The organism is Sphingomonas glaciei (genome assembly GCF_023380025.1).
GTDB lineage: Bacteria > Pseudomonadota > Alphaproteobacteria > Sphingomonadales > Sphingomonadaceae > Sphingomicrobium > Sphingomicrobium glaciei.
Genome location: NZ_CP097253.1, coordinates 2,300,887 through 2,316,039, shown reverse-complemented (window position 1 = coordinate 2,316,039; position 15,153 = coordinate 2,300,887). Strand labels below are relative to the sequence as shown.

Below are 15,153 nucleotides of genomic sequence, written 5' to 3'. Positions count from 1 at the left end.
CTTGCAGCTTGGCGCGCGCCTGTCACCCCCGGTTCAGTAATCCGCGGTTATCAGCGGCTTCATCAGAACAGGGCGAATGGAGGCATTATGACCAAGATCTTGTTGGGTGCTGGCTTGCTGTTGGCCGCGACCGCTGCTGGTGCGCAGGCGGCACCGCTGGCCGCGCAGCCGAGTGCCCGTGACGGAATCCAGACCCGCGCTGAAGTGGTGCAGCGGGCTCGCACTATGTTTGCACGGGTCGACACCAATCGTGACGGCTTCATCACTCAGGCCGAGCGCCAGGCGGTGCGCGGTCAGATGCGTCAGCGGATGACGCGAGCCGCCGATCCCGCGCGCCGGGCCGAGATGTTCGCGCGCCTCGATACCAATCGCGACAACATGATCAGCCGCGACGAATGGACCCGCGCCGAAGCGCTGCGCGGCCAGCGCGGGGCCGAGGGTCGCCGCGGTGGCATGGGCGGACAGCGGATGGCGATGCGCGGGCGGATGGGCGGCGCGATGCTGCGCATGGCCGACACCAACCGCGACCAGCGTATCTCGCTGGCCGAGGCTGAGACCGCGGCGCTTCAGCGGTTCGACCGGGTCGACCTCAACCGAGATGGCCGGGTGACTCGCGAAGAGCGGCAGCAGGCCCGCCAGCAGCGCGGAGCGATGCAGCGCGGCTGATCGCCTGGGCGATTGCGAGGCGAAAGGGGCTTGGCGGGCAATCGCCGGGCCCCTTTTCCTTTTCGGCGGGCGCGTTAATCCGGTGCACGACCCATTCCGATCAAGGACATCCATACATGCGTCTCAAGTCCGCACTCTTTGCCAGCGCTTCCCTCGCCTTCATGCTTCCGGGGACGGCCCGGGCCGACGAAGGAATGTGGACGTTCGATGCCTTCCCGGCGGCGCGGATGAAGGCGGCCTATGGCTGGGCGCCCGACCAGGCCTGGCTCGACAAGACCCGTGCGGCGGCGGTGCGGCTGACCGGCGGCTGTTCGGCCAGCTTCGTGTCCGACACCGGCCTCATCCTCACCAACCACCATTGCGTCGCGACCTGCGTCGAGGAGAATTCGACCGCCGACAACAACATCCTGGTCAAGGGCTTCACCGCCCGCAGCATGACCGAGGAGAAGAAGTGCGCCGGCCAGCAGGCCGAAGTGGTGACATCGATCCGCGACGTGACCCCGACGGTCAAGGCGGCGATCGGATCGGCCACCGGCGCCGACGCGGTGCGCGCCCGCAATGCCGCGACTGCCAAGCTGGAAAGCGACAGCTGCACCGACAAGGCGACCACCCGCTGCCAGGTCGTCAGCCTGTACGGCGGCGGCCAATACAAGCTCTATACCTACCGCAAGTATAGCGACGTGCGGTTGGCCTGGGCGCCCGAGGCGCAGGCCGCGCAATTCGGCGGCGATCCCGACAATTTCAACTTCCCGCGCTACTCGATGGATGCGAGCTTCCTGCGTGCCTACGAAAACGGCAAGCCGGTCGCGACGCCGGCCTTCCTCAAGTGGAACCCTCGCGCGCCGCAGGATGGCGAAGCGACTTTCGTGGTCGGCAATCCGGGCTCGACCAGTCGCCTGTTTACCGGCGACCAACTCGCCTTCCAGCGCGAACTGGCGCTGCCGATCATCGTCACTACCACGTCCGAACTGCGCGGCCGGATGATCGCGGCGATGGCGCAGTCGCCCGAGCGCAAGCGCGAAGCCGCCGAAACGCTGAGCGGGCTGGAGAACAGCCTCAAGGTCTTTATCGGCCGCCAGAAGGCGCTGAACGATCCGGCCTTCACCGGCAAGCTCGCCGCGGCTGAGGCAAGCCTCAAGCAGGTCAGCGCGGGCAAGCCGGGGATTGGTATTCCTTGGGGAGATATCGCCAGATCGGTCGAGGCCAATCGCGCCATCTACGTCGAGCGGCTGTACGCGCTACCCAGCGGCGACCTGTTCAACTATGCGCTGGCGCTGGTCCGGGTCGCCGCCGAGCGCGGCAAGCCCAATGGCGAGCGCCTTCCGGGCTACACCGATTCGGCGCTACCGCTGCTCGAGAAGAACCTCACCGACGAGCGGCCGGTGACCCCGTGGCTCGACCAGCTGCAGATGGAATTCTCGCTGTCCAAGGCGCGCGAATATCTCGGCGCCGACCATCCGCAATCCAAGCTGCTGCTGGGCCGCGAGTCGCCCGAAGCGCTGGCGGCGCGGCTGGTGACGGGGACCAAGCTGGCCGATCCGGCGGCGCGCAAGGCGCTGCTGGACGGTGGCGCGGCGGCGATCGCGGCGTCGACCGATCCGATGATCGTCTATGCCCGCAGCCTCGACCCCAACGCCCGTGCGCTGCAGAAGCGCTATGACGCCGAGGTCGACGCACCGCTGACGGCCGCCCGTGCGCGGCTGGCCGACGCCCGCTTCGCCGTCTACGGCGACAGCAACTACCCCGACGCCACCTTCACGCTGCGGATCAGCTACGGCAAGGTCCAAGGCTGGAACGAGCGGGGCACGCCGGTCCCGACCCGCACGGTGATGGGCGGCACCTTCGACCGCGCGACCGGTGCCGAACCGTTCGACCTGCCCCCGGCATTCGCCGCCAACCAGGCCCGCATCAACAAGAACGTCACCTATGATTTCGTCACCACCAACGACATCATCGGTGGCAATTCGGGATCGCCGGTGATCGACCGCGCGGGCACGGTGATCGGTGCCGCGTTCGACGGCAACATCCACAGCCTGGGCGGCAATTACGGCTACGACGGAACGCTCAACCGCACCGTCGTGGTGTCGACCGCCGCGGTCCAGGAAGCGCTGGAGAAGATCTATCCGGCGCCCAACCTGGTCGCCGAACTGCGCGGCCGCCGCCGCTAATGCCTAAGGGGCCGGGCGGCGGAAGCGCTGCTCGGCCTCGTGCATGTAATCGCGGGTGATCGGCAGCGCGCGCCGCTCGCGGACATATTGCACCTGGAAATTGTTCATCGCGCCCTGTTCGAACCCGATCGCCGCGGCGGCCAGATAGAATTCCCACATCCGGAAGAAGCGCTCGTCATACAGCGCGACGATCTCGGCCCGGTGCGCATAGCAATTGGCCAGCCAGTGGCGCAGCGTATAGCCGTAGTGCAGCCGCAGCGTTTCGACGTCGGTCGCGATCAGCCGCACCTCCTCGCTCGCCGCCATCATCTGGCTGAGGCTGGGCACGTGGTAGCCGGGGAAGATCCACTTATCGGTGAATGGGTCTGGTTTGCCTGACTTGCCGTACTTGCCGATGGTGTGGAGCAGCATCACGCCGTCTTCGGTCAGCAGGTTGCGGCAGGTAGCGAAGAATTCGCGATAGTGAGCCAAGCCGACATGCTCGAACATCCCGACCGAGATGATCCGGTCGAACCGGCCGGTGACGGCGCGATAGTCGATCAGCTCGAACCGGACCTTGTCGGCGACCCCGGCCTCCTCGGCGCGCTGGCGCGACACGCGGAGCTGTTCCTCGCTGAGTGTGACGCCGAGCACTTCCACCCCCGCCACGCGGTTGAGGTAAAGCCCCATTCCGCCCCATCCCGAGCCGATGTCGAGCACCCGCTGGCCCGACCGGAGGTCGAGTTTGGCGGCGATATGCGCCTTCTTGTCGGCCTGGGCCTGCTCCAGGCTGTTGGCCGGATCGTGGAAGTAGGCGCAGCTGTACTGCAGGTCGGAGTCGAGGAAGAGGCGGTAGAGCCGCTCGTCTAGGTCGTAGTGATGGGCGACATTGCGGCGCGCGGCGGCGGCGTCGTTGCGGCGCGGCAGCAAGCCCTTGAGGAAGCCCACCTGCTTCTTGAGCCGGCCCTTGTGGCCGCCGTCCTCGAACCGGTTGGCGCCGACCACCACCGTCAGTAGGTCCATCAGCTGCCCCTGCTCGATCGTCAGCCGGCCGTCCATGTACAGCTCGCCGAACGCCAGACGCGGATTGCGGAGCAGGGTGACCAGCGCCGCCTTGTCGTGGATCCGGGCGACCACCACCGGCTCGCCCGAGCCGACCGTGGAGCGCTCGCCGCCCGGCATGATCACCGTCAGGGTGCCGTTGCGGATGCGGTCGCCCAGCAGGCGTTGGAGCAGGTTCATGCCTCCAATTTGCGCGGAGCAAGCGCCCAACGCAACGTCGAAGCGAGACCGAAGGTCGCGGCCCCGACCGCCGGGATCGCCAGCCCCGATCCGCGCAGGCCGTGCAGGCGCCGCACCTCGCGCGGGAGGAGGTCGGTGGCGGAGCGCATCAGCAGGCGCTGGACCGGGAACAGCCGAAGCCGGTCGGGGGCGGCGTTGAGGATGATGTCGCGCACTGCGCGGCTACGTTCGTCGGGGCGAAGCTCGGGCAGGAAGTCGCGGGCCAGCGCCTCGGCCTCGGCCTCGCTCCGCGGCACCGGGTCGGCGCCGAGCTTCTCGCCGATAATCGCAACCTCGCGCCAGTAGGCGTCGCGCTCGGCCAGCGGCATCGACGGGTCGGCGAAGCGGCGATAGCCGGCGAGGAACATGGCCGAGCCGGCGAGGTGGACGAACGCCAGCAGCCGCGGATCGTTGGCGTCGTAGGGGGTGCCGTCGGCAAGCTCGCCATGCACGAAGCCATGGATCCCCCGCACCCGCTCGATCGCCGCTTCCGCCTCGCCCCGCGCGCCATAGGTGGTGATCGCGATGAACCGCGCGGTGTTGCGCAGGCGGCCGTGCATGTTGCGGCGGAAGTCCGAATGGTCCCACACCCCGGCCAGCGCCTGCGGGTGGAGCATCTGCCACAAGAGCGCCGCCACCCCGCCGACCATCATCCCGGCGAGGTCGGCATGCACCTTCCAGGCGACCCCGCCCGGCGGGCACAGGGCATCCTCCGATGGAGTGATCGGCCGCTGGCCCTTGGCCGCATCGTTGAAGAAGGCGCCGACCTGCCCGGCAAGGCTGCGGCGGAACCCTTCGATGGTCGGAAGTGCGTGACTGGCCATGGCGGGGAGAACGAGCGAGGGGCGGCGGCGGACCCGCCCCGCCCGTCAGTCGTCGACGATCACCATCGCGCCCATGCGCAGGAACTCGCTGACCGACCGGCCAAGCGTATCGAGCTGGAGCTGGAGCAGGTCGGCGATCTGGCCGCTCTGCAGATAGCCCGGCATGAACTGGATCGTCCCGTCGGGGCGGCGCTGGAGCACGTCGCGCTCGATCAGGCGATTGACGTAGCGGCGGGTGGTTTCGCGGTTGAAGCCGGTAGCGACGGCGATCGAACTGACGTTGCAGCTTCCCAGTTGCTCGGACGGGAAGGGCGTTTCGAGGCTTCGGAGGTCCTCGGAAAGCTCGCCGCGGGTAAACTTCTCGGCCGAAATGGCGACCACCGCGAGCAGCACCAGCGCGCTCTCATGACCGCCCGCGATGTCGCGATAATGTTCCATGCAGCGCAGCGTCAGAATCGCCATCTGAATGCCTGCCAAGCGACTTTCGCCGCCGGCCTGTGGCTGCGCTTGAATTCGGATCATCCGTCCAACGCCTCGTGCCCGGATCCATAGCATAACCATGGGCAGGCGCACAGTCTGTGCACCAAGCCGGGGAACTCGCGCGACTTCTCCCCTAGATGGAGAGCCTCCTGCCTTCTGAACGCCATTCCCTGAGGTGTGATTGACACGCAAAATCCTGCCGCCCTGCTCGGTTCCCGGATGTGACCATGCGGCCGGCGCAGTGATGGATGGCGTGCTCTATTGCGGCGCGCATGCCCACGAAAAGCTGAAGATCCGGATCCAGGCGACCGGCCGGATGGACCTGAGGTCCGCCCGGACCTGATCGTCACGCCGGCTCGGCGTCCCGCTCGGAGCGGCGCTTCTTTTCTGCTGCCGTCTTCAATTGGCCGCAGGCGGCATCGATGTCGCGTCCGCGCGGCGTGCGCACCGGGGCGCTGATCCCGCCTTCGAACACGATGTTCGAGAACGACCGGATGCGCTCGGGGGTCGAGCATTCGTAGACCGCGCCCGGCCACGGGTTGAACGGGATCAAATTGACCTTGGCGGGCAGGCGATAGTGGCGGATCAGCCGGACCAGTTCGCGGGCATGGTCGTCGCTGTCGTTCTTGTCCTTGAGCATCACATATTCGAAGGTGATGCGGCGGGCATTGTTGGCGCCGGGATAGTCGGCGCAGGCCTGCAGCAGTTCCTCGATGCCGTACTTGCGGTTCAGCGGCACGATCTCGTCGCGGATTTCCTTGGTCACCGCGTGGAGTGAAACCGCGAGATTGACTCCGATCTCCGCGCCGCAACGCTCCATCATCGGAACCACGCCCGAGGTGGACAGGGTGATCCGGCGCTTCGACAGCCCCAGCCCGTCGCCGTCCATCACGATCTTAAGCGCGTCGCGGACATTGTCGAAATTGTAGAGCGGCTCACCCATGCCCATCATCACGATGTTGGTGAGCATCCGGCCCTCGGGCTGGCTCGGCCATTCGCCCAGCGAATCGCGGGCGAGCATCACTTGCCCGACGATCTCGTGGATATCGAGATTGCGGACCAGACGCATGGTGCCGGTGTGGCAGAAGCGGCAGTTGAGGGTGCAGCCGACCTGGCTCGACACGCACAAGGTCCCGCGGTCCGCGTCGGGAATGAACACCATCTCGAATTCGTGATTGTCGTGGGTGCGTAGCAGCCACTTGCGGGTGCCGTCCGACGACACCTGCGCCTCGACCACCGCCGGGCGGTCGATCCGGAACCGCTCGGCCAGCCACGGCTGCTGGGCCTTGGCGATGTCAGTCATGTGGCCGAAGTCAGTGACCCCGCGATTATAGATCCAATGCCACAATTGCTTGGAGCGCAGCTTGGCCATGCGCGCGTCCATGCCGGCGCCTTCCATCGCAGCGCGAATGGCGTCGCGGCTGAGCCCGATCAGCTCGACGCGCGGGTCGTCGCTGACCGTCGCGGGACGAGGGACGGTGACAGGATCCACCGCTCCGGGGATCGGCATAAGGTTGGTGTCGGCGCTCATGGGAGAGTGGTCATGTAGCGAGTTTTGCGGGTTTTTCCAGTAAGAGTCTTTGTTGGCGCCCGGCCGACCGACGCCACCCCGGGCGCGCCTACGCGCAGGCGATCGCTGCGGCGTCGATCGCGGTGGGGGCGCCGCCGAGCAGGTAGCGATCGCTGATTCGGCCGCCCTGTCCCTGCGCGCGGACCCGCATCTCGGCGCTGCGGCGGATCGCGGCGATGATCGCGGCTTCCTGCGCCGGGCCGCGGCTCCACGCGCTCGTCCCGCGAGTGACCAGCAGGAAGCTTTCGGCTCCGACGCTCAGCACCGCGGCGGCGCCCGGGCGGACCGGGCGGGCGAAGATCAGGTGCAGTTCTCCCCGCCGCTTGCCGTCGCGGGAAAAGGCAAAGACGGCGCGCGCCTGCGGCCGGCCGGGAGAGGCGACGATCTCGCTCCGAGACACCGCTTCGCACACCGCGCCCGACCGCTCGATCGCTGCCCAATAGGCCCCGGCATGGAGCAGGCGCTGGGCCTGCCCCTCCGCCGCGGGAACCAGCGCGAGCAGTCCGCGGAGGACCGCCGCGCGGGTCACGCCCCGCGTGATCCCATCAGCTGCAGGCTGGTGATGATCGCACCGGCAGCGATCGCGATCCCGTAGGGGATGCCGGCCTTGGGCTGTAGCACCCGCATGCGCGAGCGGATCGCGTCGGGCCACGGCAAGGTGCGTGCAAGGATGATCAAGACCGCCAGCACGCCCCCGGCGATCGCGGTCCAGGTCAGCACCCGAAGCGAAGCGCCGAGGTCGAACCACAGCACCGTCGCCGCGAACAGCTTGACGTCCCCGCCGCCCAAAATCCCGCGACCGAATAGGAAAGTGCCGATCGCCAGCGCGAGCATGAATGCGACGCCATTTTCCCACAGCCCGGTCTGCGGACCGGCGATAACCGCCCCCGCGATCCCCAGCAGCAGCACCGCGCCGCAGATGTAATTGCTGATCTTGAGCATCATCGCGTCCTGCACGGCGGCCAGCGCCAGCAACACGATCAAGGCCCAGAACAGCCATTCCGGCACCAGCGTGGGCAGGTTCACGTCGTTGTCCCCCAAAGCTTTTCGTCGTCGCAGCGATGGCCCGGCAAGAGTCGTTTCGCAAGCGGCTTGCGTCACGGGGCAGGTCATGAGACAAGGTCGGCGCTCGGACCAACCAGCGCCTGCGGGTGCGTGGACCGGGTGGATAACATTCAACAGCGACACGTCACGCGGCTCCGGACGGGGTACGGGCAATGAGCCTGCAGCTCGCCATGGCCGAACTGGCGGCCGAGCTGGCGCTATTCGCGGCGCTCGGCTTCCTGCTGTTCTCGCTCGACGACCTTCTTGTCGATTTCATCTATTTCGGCCGGCGCTTGTGGCGGGCGATCACCGTCTATCGCCGCCACCCCCGCGGCGACGCGCTGACCCTGGTGGACGGCGCGCCGAGCGGGTGGATGGCGGTGATGATCCCGGCGTGGGACGAATCCGCGGTGATCGGCAACATGCTGCGTGCCACGTTGCGCAGCTTCGACCATCCCGACTACAGCCTGCTGGTCGGCTATTACCGCAACGATCCCGCCACCCGCCTGGCGATCGAGGGAGTGGCCGATCCGCGGGTGATGGCGGTCGAAGTGCCCGCCGACGGCCCGACCACCAAGGCGCATTGCCTCAATCATCTCTACGCCTTCCTGCTGCGGGAGGAGGCCGCGTCCGGGCGGAAGGCACGGGCGGTGGTGCTCCACGATGCCGAGGATCTGGTCCACCCGCTCGAACTCAGGCTGTTCGACCGCCTCGCCGACCGAGCGGGCGTGGTGCAGCTGCCGGTGGTTCCGCTGCCCGACCGGTCGAGCCAGTGGATCGCCGGCCATTATTGCGACGAGTTCGCCGAATCCCATGGCAAGGAAATGGTGGTGCGCGAGGCGGTGGGCGCGGCGATCCCACTCGCCGGGGTCGGCTGCGCCATTTCGCGCCGGGCCATCGCGCGGCTGGCCGAGGCGCATGACGGCCTGCCGTTCGCCGGCGGATCGATGACCGAGGATTATGAGATGGGGCTGAGGATCGGGGCGCTAGGCGAGCGCACCATCTTCGTTCGCCTGCCCGCCAGCCGCGGCGATCCGGGCGTGGTCGCCAGCCGCGGCTATTTCCCGAACGATCTCGGCTCGGCGGTGCGGCAGAAGGCGCGCTGGCTGGGCGGGATCGCGTTCGCCGGATGGGACCGGCTGGGCTGGCGCGGCGGGCTAGGTGAGCGCTGGTTCCGGCTGCGTGACCGGCGCGGGCCGTTCGCCGCCCTGCTGCTGCTCGCCGGCTACGCCTCGGGCTTGCTGTGGGCGCAATTGTGGCTCGCCGCCCAGCTCGGCGCGCCGCTTCCGCCACAGCCTTCGGCGCTGCTCACCGCCCTGCTTCAGATCAATTTCGGCCTGCTTTTGTGGAGAGTGTTCATGCGCGTCGGCTTCACCACGCACGTTTACGGCATCGGGGAGGGACTGGCGGCGGTGCCGCGGATCGCGATCGCCAATCTTATCGCCATCCTTGCCTCGGCGCGGGCGCTCTTCCTGCACGCCGGCGGCGGGCCCAAACAGTGGGACAAGACCACCCACCATTTCCCCGACGACCTCCTCCTCCCGCCCGAGCCGGTGCGCCCATGAGCGCCCCGATCCGCTTCTTGGGGCTGGCGATCATCGCCTATGTCGGCCTGCGCACCGCCAGCAGCGCGCTGGCACTCGAAGCCGTCGCCGTCCCGGCCGGCGAGGCGGCGCCGAAACCGGACGCCCTCGCCGCCGCCACCCTGCCGCCGGGTGTGCCGGCCGACATGGATGCTCCCGCGGCGGGTTCTTACTCGCAGGGCCCCTATCCCTATGCGCAGGGCCCCTACCCGCCGGTGCCCGCCGCCTATGGCAATCCCTACGCGCAGGCCTACGGGCCGATGCCCTATCCCTATATGCCGGCGGCGATGCCCTATTCGATGATGGCGGCCTCCCAGACCGCGCCGCGTGTCAGCCGCATCGTCTATTATCCGGCGCCCTATCCCATGCCCGCGCCGCCGGCCTACGCGGCGGGGCCCGCTCCACGCGGCGAGGCGGTACCGGCAATGGCGGCAAGCTTCGATGGCGGCGGCAGCGAGGGCTATGGGGGCGCGGTGGCGCCGCTCGACCAATGGCCGACGATTGGTGCATCGGGCCCGTTCTCGCTCGGCGGCGGGACGCAGGTCACACCGCGATGGGAAAAAGGTTCGCGCCGGGCACGCACCCCGCTCGAGGCGGCGCGGCCCGATCGCTGGTCGGTTGATGGCTGGGCCCTGCTCCGCCCTCCGCGCGAAACCACCTACCAGCTAGACGGTACGGGCCAGCTCGACGGTACGGGCGACCCGCTTAATCCCGGGCTCGCTCCGGCGGGGTCGCTGGGCGGAAGCCAGGCCGGGATGCGGGTCAGTTGGCGGCCGCTTTCGACGGTCGGCGTGCACCTGCGGGCTTCGACCGCGCTGATGCCGCAGGGCCGAAGCGCGCGGAGCCAGCAGATGGTCGGCGGCGAAGGGGCGGTCGGGGTCAGCTGGCAGCCGCTCAAGGCTCTTCCGGTGCGGGTGCTGGCCGAACGCCGCCAGCGGCTGGGATCGGCGCTCGGCGGCGGCCGCGATGCGTTCGCGCTGCTGGCCGAGGGCGGGCTGTACGAGCAGCCATTGCCCTATGGCCTGCTACTCGACGGCTATGGCCAGGCCGGGGTGGTCGGGGCCAGCCGCCGCGACCTGTTCGCCGACGGGGCGCTGACCGCCACCTACCCCTTCATGCGCCGGTTCGCGATCGGCGCCGGGATGTGGGGCGGGATTCAACCGGGGTTGAGCCGGTTCGATGCGGGCCCGCGGCTCAGCTACCAGCTTCGCCCCGGGCTGCGCGCGCATGTCGACTATCGCTTCCGCCTGACCGGCAAGGCCGATCCGCGCAGCGGGCCCGCGCTGACCCTCGCCGCCGGCTTCTGACGCGCCCGGCCCTTCGCCCCTTTTGCGCCCCGCGCCGCACTGTTCTAGAGGCGCAGGCGGAGAGACGTCGGAGGAGGCAGAAGGCACGTGCGCAAGGGCAAGAGCCTGGAACATTTCCCCAACCTAGTGGCGATGTTCCTCGACCGCGTCGGCCAGCGCGGCGACACGTCGTTCCTGTGGGCCAAGCGCGACGGCACGTGGCAACCGACCAGCTACACCGAGGCCGCGCGCCAGGTCGCGGCGCTGTCCGAAAGCCTGATCCGTCTCGGCCTCAAACCCGGCGACCGGGTCATGCTGGTCAGCGAGAACCGCCCTGAATGGCTGATCGCCGACCTTGCGATCATGGCCGCGGGGTGCATCACGGTCCCAACCTACACCACCAACACCACCCGCGATCACACCCACATCCTCACCAACTCCGGCGCGCGGGCGGTGATTGTGTCGAGCCAGAAATTGGCCACGGCGCTGATCCCGGCGGTGCTGTTCTCGTCCGACTGCCATGACGTCATCGGGATGGAGGACATCCGCACCGGCCAGCCGGTCAACGGGGCGAAGTTCCACGTCTGGTCCGACCTGGTCGCGGGCGAGACAAGCCTCGCCGCCGTCCGCAACCGCGTCGCCGCGATCGGCCGCGACGACCTTGCCTGCATCATCTACACCAGCGGTACCGGCGGCGCCCCGCGCGGGGTTCGCCAGCACCATGGCGCGATCCTTCACAACACCGCCGCCTGCATCGACGTCATCGCCAACGACTTCGGCTGGGACGACGAAATCTTCCTCTCCTTCCTCCCCGCCAGCCACGCCTATGAGCATAGCGGCGGGCAGATGTTCCCGATCGCGCTCGGCGCCCAGATCTACTTCGCCGAAAGCCTCGAGAAGCTCGCCGCCAATATCGAGGAAGTGCGCCCGACGCTGATGGTGGTGGTGCCGCGATTGTTCGAGATGCTGCGCCAGCGGATGCTCAAGACGATCGAGAAGCAGGGTGGCCTGGCCGCCCGGCTGCTCGCCCGCGGGCTGGAGATCGGCAAGGAGCGCTACGACAAGGGTTCCATTCCGATCAAGGACTGGCCTGCCGACCTGGCGGTCAGGCTGCTGCTCAAACGCAAGGTCAGCCAGAAGTTCGGCGGCCGGATCAAGGCGATGGTCTCGGGCGGCGCGCCGCTCAACCCCGATGTCGGGCTGTTCTTCCATTCGCTCGGGATCACCATGCTGCAGGGCTATGGCCAGACCGAGGCCGGGCCGGTGATCAGCTGCAACCGTCCCAAGAACGGCATCCGCATGGACACCGTCGGCCCGCCGCTGCTCAACACCGAGGTCCGCTTCGCCGAGGATGGCGAACTGCTGGTGCGCGGCGAGCTGGTGATGCACGGCTATTGGAACAATGCGGAGGAGACGGCGCGCGTCCTGCAGGATGGCTGGCTCCACACCGGGGACGTCGGCCATTTCGACGATGCCGGGCGGATCGTCATCACCGACCGCAAGAAGGACCTGATCGTCAACGACAAGGGCGACAATGTTTCGCCCCAGCGGGTCGAGGGGATGCTGACGCTTCAGCCGGAGATCGCGCAGGCGATGGTCTATGGCGACCGCCGCCCGCACCTCGTCGCGCTATTGGTGCCCGAGCCCGACGTGAAGGGCGACGAGGCGGCGGTCCGCGCCAAGCTTCAGAAGGCGGTCGACCGGGTCAATGCCGAGCTGAGCGTGATCGAAAAGGTCCGGCGCTTCACGCTGGCCGACGAGGCGTTCAGCGTCGACAACGAGCAGATGACGCCCAGCCTCAAGATCCGCCGCCATGTGCTGAAGCAGGCTTATGGCGCGCGGCTGGACGCCCTCTACGGCAAGTAGGCCGGCGCGGCCTCAGCGGCGCACGCCCGGGCCGGTGTAGGGCACGAAGTCGCCCAGCGCGCAGGTGCCGACGGTGAAGCCCTGGCTGGTGTCGACCACCTGCGCGATCTCCCCGCTGCACAGGCCGGTGCCGCCATATTGCTTGGTCAGCAGCGCGGTGCCGGGGCGGCCGAGGCCATTGCACGACCCGCGCAGGTCGGTCCGCCAGACCCGGTTGCCGCCGTCGCGGAACAGGATGGTGTTCTCGTCGATCACCACCATGTCCTGGCTGCGATAGGTCGGCAGGCAGGACTGGGCGCGGCCCGCGACCCGTCCGGTAAGCCAGCGCGACAGTTCCGCCTGCGCCTGCGGCGAGCGCGGGGTGGGCATGCCGGTGGTGGCACAGGAAGCGAGCACGCCGGCGGAGGCGAGGACGGTGAGCGAAGCAAGGGTCAGGCGGCGCATGCGGGCGTATCCTTGAAGAAGCGGGTCCGTGAAGAACGCCCGAACAGGCTGCTCTCTCCCCGCTTAACGGAAGCTGTCCTTGGCCGCCCGAAGCCTGGCGAATTCGGCAGCGTCGGGAGCGCGCAGGAACAGGTTGCTGCGTTTCTCTTCGGCGAGGCTGGTCGGGACGGTCGGCTGGCCCGCGTCGCGCATTGCGGTGACCTCGGCCAGCCGGCGCTCGATCGCGGGATCATCTGGCGCTTCGGCGGCCAGGAAGCGGTAGTTGGACAGGGTATATTCGTGCGCCGGATAGACGATCGTCTCGTCCGGCAGCGTTCTCAACCGCTGCAGCGACCCGTGCATCTGCTCGGGCGTGCCTTCGAACAAACGGCCGCAGCCACCCGCGAACAGCGTGTCGCCGACCAGGGCATGGCCGGGCAGGATGAAGGCGATGTGGCCAAGCGTATGGCCGGGCACGTGCCACACCTCGGCCTCGGCACTGCCGACCTGCACCCGGTCGCCGTCCACCAGCCCATGGTCGAGCCCGGCCAACTTGGCGCGCTCGGCCTCGGGGCCCCATACTTTCGCTCCGGTCGCCGCGACCACTGCCGGAATGCCGGCGGTATGGTCGGGGTGCCAATGGGTGATCAGAACCTGGTCGATCGTCCAGCCCTGCGCCGCCGCGCCTTTCAGCGCCGCCTCGCCATCGCCCGGATCGACCACCGCGGTGTGGCCGCTGTCCTCGTCATGGAGCAGCCAGATGTAATTGTCGCTGAGCGCGGGGACCGCGACCGCGCGCATCACCATTCGCCGGTATTCGGCATCGAGGACCAGGGCTCGGCCGGAGCCTGCGCGCCGCCCTTGTTGAGCAGTTCGATGGAGATGTTGTCGGGGGTGCGGACGAAGGCCATGCGGCCGTCGCGCGGCGGGCGGTTGATGGTCACGCCAGCGTCCATCAGCCGCTGGCAGGTCGCGTAGACGTCATCGACCTGGTAGGCGAGGTGACCGAAATTGCGCCCGCCGGAATAGTCTTCAGGGTCCCAATTATGGGTCAGTTCGACCTCGCCGCCCTCGTCGCCGGGCACGCCCAGGAAGATGAGGGTGAAGCGCCCGGCTTCATTCTCCATCCGTCGCCGCTCCTCGAGGCCGAGGAGGTTGAAGAAGCGGATGGTGGCGTCGGGGTCGCTGACCCGGATCATGGTGTGGAGGAACTTCATGCGGGGGAAATGGGCCTTCGGATGCTCGCTGCCAAGTCCAGCACGGTGCGTTCGAGCAGGGCCAGTTCGCGCGGGGCGGACAGGCGATGGGTGCCGCCCTTGACGATCGTCAGCTGCACGTCGGTCGAGGCGAGCGCGTCCTTGAGGCGAAGGGCGACCTCGACCGGCACCTCGGCATCGCAATCGCCGTGCAGCAAACGGACCGGCCCGCCGAAGCCGATCGGCCGGTCGAGCAGCCGCATCCGCTCGCCCGACTGCCACAGCGCCAGTGTCGTCAGTTCCGCCTCGCCGCCATAGGGATTGTCGCGGCGTAGTTCGCCTTCGGCGGCAAGCGTCGCCTTGTCCTGTCCGCTATACCCCCAGTCGGTGAAGTCGGGCGCGGCGGCGATCCCGACTAGCGCCGCGACCCTGTCGCCCAGCCGCTCGGCAAGGTGCAGCATCAGCCAGCCGCCCATCGACGATCCGACGAGCAGCAACGGCCCCTCTGCCTGCGCCGCGACCGCAGACGCATCCTCAAGCCAGTCCCCCAGCGTGAAGTCGGCAAACCGGCCCTGCGATTCACCCGTTCCGCGATAGTCGAAGCGGAGCATCCCAAGCCCCTCTCGCCGCGCAACGGCGTCGAGCGCTATCGCCTTCGACCCCATCATGTCGGAGGCATAGCCGGGCAGGAACAGGATCGTCGGCGCGGTGCCCGTCGCGGGGCGGTGGCGGACGGCGACGGCATGCCCGCCGGGGCGGTCGGAAAGCTGAAAGGTCATCGCCGACG

Annotated in this window: 16 protein-coding genes; 6 read left to right on the top strand and 10 right to left on the bottom strand. The window is 68.4% G+C overall.

The window, feature by feature from the left end:
• Nucleotides 1-87 precede the first annotated feature (87 nt).
• Nucleotides 88-666 carry an EF-hand domain-containing protein gene (locus M1K48_RS11330; RefSeq protein WP_249503316.1) on the top strand — a complete coding sequence of 193 codons (579 nt, stop codon included), beginning with the start codon at nt 88-90 and terminating at the stop codon, nt 664-666.
• A gap of 116 nt (nt 667-782) precedes the next feature.
• The gene (locus M1K48_RS11325) at nt 783-2,834 is read left to right on the top strand and encodes a S46 family peptidase (protein ID WP_249503315.1); all 2,052 of its coding nucleotides are present in this window, start codon (nt 783-785) and stop codon (nt 2,832-2,834) included.
• A 3-nt stretch (nt 2,835-2,837) separates the two neighbouring features.
• On the opposite strand, the gene M1K48_RS11320 is transcribed toward M1K48_RS11325, so the two are convergent.
• The 3 genes from M1K48_RS11320 to M1K48_RS11310 are packed head-to-tail and all read right to left on the bottom strand — an operon-like array spanning nt 2,838 to nt 5,380.
• On the bottom strand, nt 2,838-4,055 hold the full coding sequence (locus M1K48_RS11320) for an SAM-dependent methyltransferase (protein WP_249503314.1): 1,218 nt from the start codon (nt 4,053-4,055) through the stop codon (nt 2,838-2,840).
• On the bottom strand, nt 4,052-4,918 hold the full coding sequence (locus M1K48_RS11315; protein ID WP_249503313.1) for an oxygenase MpaB family protein: 867 nt from the start codon (nt 4,916-4,918) through the stop codon (nt 4,052-4,054). Before M1K48_RS11315 ends, M1K48_RS11320 begins: the two co-directional genes overlap by 4 nt.
• Nucleotides 4,919-4,963: 45 nt before the next feature.
• On the bottom strand, nt 4,964-5,380 hold the full coding sequence (locus M1K48_RS11310; RefSeq protein WP_249503312.1) for a hypothetical protein: 417 nt from the start codon (nt 5,378-5,380) through the stop codon (nt 4,964-4,966).
• A 199-nt stretch (nt 5,381-5,579) separates the two neighbouring features.
• On the opposite strand from M1K48_RS11310, the gene M1K48_RS11305 reads away from it, so the two are divergent.
• The gene (locus M1K48_RS11305) at nt 5,580-5,741 is read left to right on the top strand and encodes a hypothetical protein (protein ID WP_249503311.1); all 162 of its coding nucleotides are present in this window, start codon (nt 5,580-5,582) and stop codon (nt 5,739-5,741) included.
• 3 nt (nt 5,742-5,744) lie between these two features.
• Here M1K48_RS11305 and rlmN read toward each other — a convergent pair whose 3' ends face one another.
• The 3 genes from rlmN to M1K48_RS11290 form a co-directional block, all read right to left on the bottom strand.
• The gene (gene rlmN / locus M1K48_RS11300) at nt 5,745-6,929 is read right to left on the bottom strand and encodes a 23S rRNA (adenine(2503)-C(2))-methyltransferase RlmN (protein WP_249503310.1); all 1,185 of its coding nucleotides are present in this window, start codon (nt 6,927-6,929) and stop codon (nt 5,745-5,747) included.
• A gap of 88 nt (nt 6,930-7,017) precedes the next feature.
• Nucleotides 7,018-7,497 (bottom strand): hypothetical protein, encoded by a 480-nt coding sequence (locus M1K48_RS11295; RefSeq protein WP_249503309.1) that lies wholly within the window; start codon nt 7,495-7,497, stop codon nt 7,018-7,020.
• Nucleotides 7,494-7,994: an A24 family peptidase gene (locus tag M1K48_RS11290; protein WP_249503308.1), complete on the bottom strand. Its 501-nt coding sequence runs from the start codon at nt 7,992-7,994 to the stop codon at nt 7,494-7,496. The genes M1K48_RS11295 and M1K48_RS11290 overlap by 4 nt, the downstream gene beginning before the upstream one ends.
• A gap of 191 nt (nt 7,995-8,185) precedes the next feature.
• On the opposite strand from M1K48_RS11290, the gene M1K48_RS11285 reads away from it, so the two are divergent.
• From M1K48_RS11285 to M1K48_RS11275, 3 genes are all read left to right on the top strand, one after another.
• On the top strand, nt 8,186-9,577 hold the full coding sequence (locus M1K48_RS11285) for a glycosyl transferase family protein (RefSeq protein WP_249503307.1): 1,392 nt from the start codon (nt 8,186-8,188) through the stop codon (nt 9,575-9,577).
• Nucleotides 9,574-10,902: a hypothetical protein gene (locus M1K48_RS11280; RefSeq protein ID WP_249503306.1), complete on the top strand. Its 1,329-nt coding sequence runs from the start codon at nt 9,574-9,576 to the stop codon at nt 10,900-10,902. Before M1K48_RS11285 ends, M1K48_RS11280 begins: the two co-directional genes overlap by 4 nt.
• Nucleotides 10,903-11,034: 132 nt before the next feature.
• Complete coding sequence (locus M1K48_RS11275; RefSeq protein ID WP_249505243.1) at nt 11,035-12,747, top strand: AMP-dependent synthetase/ligase; 1,713 nt, start codon at nt 11,035-11,037, stop codon at nt 12,745-12,747.
• A gap of 12 nt (nt 12,748-12,759) precedes the next feature.
• On the opposite strand, the gene M1K48_RS11270 is transcribed toward M1K48_RS11275, so the two are convergent.
• From M1K48_RS11270 to M1K48_RS11255, 4 genes are all read right to left on the bottom strand, one after another.
• Nucleotides 12,760-13,191, bottom strand: a complete 432-nt coding sequence (locus tag M1K48_RS11270) for a hypothetical protein (protein WP_249503305.1) — start codon at nt 13,189-13,191, stop codon at nt 12,760-12,762.
• 63 nt (nt 13,192-13,254) lie between these two features.
• Complete coding sequence (gene gloB, locus M1K48_RS11265; protein WP_249505242.1) at nt 13,255-13,974, bottom strand: hydroxyacylglutathione hydrolase; 720 nt, start codon at nt 13,972-13,974, stop codon at nt 13,255-13,257.
• Nucleotides 13,971-14,387, bottom strand: coding sequence for a VOC family protein (locus tag M1K48_RS11260; protein WP_249503304.1), 417 nt, complete (start codon nt 14,385-14,387; stop codon nt 13,971-13,973). The genes gloB and M1K48_RS11260 overlap by 4 nt, the downstream gene beginning before the upstream one ends.
• The gene (locus tag M1K48_RS11255; RefSeq protein WP_249503303.1) at nt 14,384-15,145 is read right to left on the bottom strand and encodes an alpha/beta hydrolase family protein; all 762 of its coding nucleotides are present in this window, start codon (nt 15,143-15,145) and stop codon (nt 14,384-14,386) included. The genes M1K48_RS11260 and M1K48_RS11255 overlap by 4 nt, the downstream gene beginning before the upstream one ends.
• Between the last annotated feature and the right edge of the window lie 8 nt (nt 15,146-15,153).

What these genes read in the sequence shown, in the direction of transcription:
- M1K48_RS11330 (WP_249503316.1), top strand. Translation starts at nt 88, where the DNA reads ATGACCAAGATCTTGTTGGGTGCTGGCTTGCTGTTGGCCGCGACCGCT.
- M1K48_RS11325 (WP_249503315.1), top strand. Translation starts at nt 783, where the DNA reads ATGCGTCTCAAGTCCGCACTCTTTGCCAGCGCTTCCCTCGCCTTCATG.
- M1K48_RS11320 (WP_249503314.1), bottom strand. Translation starts at nt 4,055, where the DNA reads ATGAACCTGCTCCAACGCCTGCTGGGCGACCGCATCCGCAACGGCACC.
- M1K48_RS11315 (WP_249503313.1), bottom strand. Translation starts at nt 4,918, where the DNA reads ATGGCCAGTCACGCACTTCCGACCATCGAAGGGTTCCGCCGCAGCCTT.
- M1K48_RS11310 (WP_249503312.1), bottom strand. Translation starts at nt 5,380, where the DNA reads ATGGCGATTCTGACGCTGCGCTGCATGGAACATTATCGCGACATCGCG.
- rlmN (WP_249503310.1), bottom strand. Translation starts at nt 6,929, where the DNA reads ATGAGCGCCGACACCAACCTTATGCCGATCCCCGGAGCGGTGGATCCT.
- M1K48_RS11285 (WP_249503307.1), top strand. Translation starts at nt 8,186, where the DNA reads ATGAGCCTGCAGCTCGCCATGGCCGAACTGGCGGCCGAGCTGGCGCTA.
- M1K48_RS11280 (WP_249503306.1), top strand. Translation starts at nt 9,574, where the DNA reads ATGAGCGCCCCGATCCGCTTCTTGGGGCTGGCGATCATCGCCTATGTC.
- M1K48_RS11275 (WP_249505243.1), top strand. Translation starts at nt 11,035, where the DNA reads ATGTTCCTCGACCGCGTCGGCCAGCGCGGCGACACGTCGTTCCTGTGG.
- M1K48_RS11270 (WP_249503305.1), bottom strand. Translation starts at nt 13,191, where the DNA reads ATGCGCCGCCTGACCCTTGCTTCGCTCACCGTCCTCGCCTCCGCCGGC.
- M1K48_RS11260 (WP_249503304.1), bottom strand. Translation starts at nt 14,387, where the DNA reads ATGAAGTTCCTCCACACCATGATCCGGGTCAGCGACCCCGACGCCACC.
- M1K48_RS11255 (WP_249503303.1), bottom strand. Translation starts at nt 15,145, where the DNA reads ATGACCTTTCAGCTTTCCGACCGCCCCGGCGGGCATGCCGTCGCCGTC.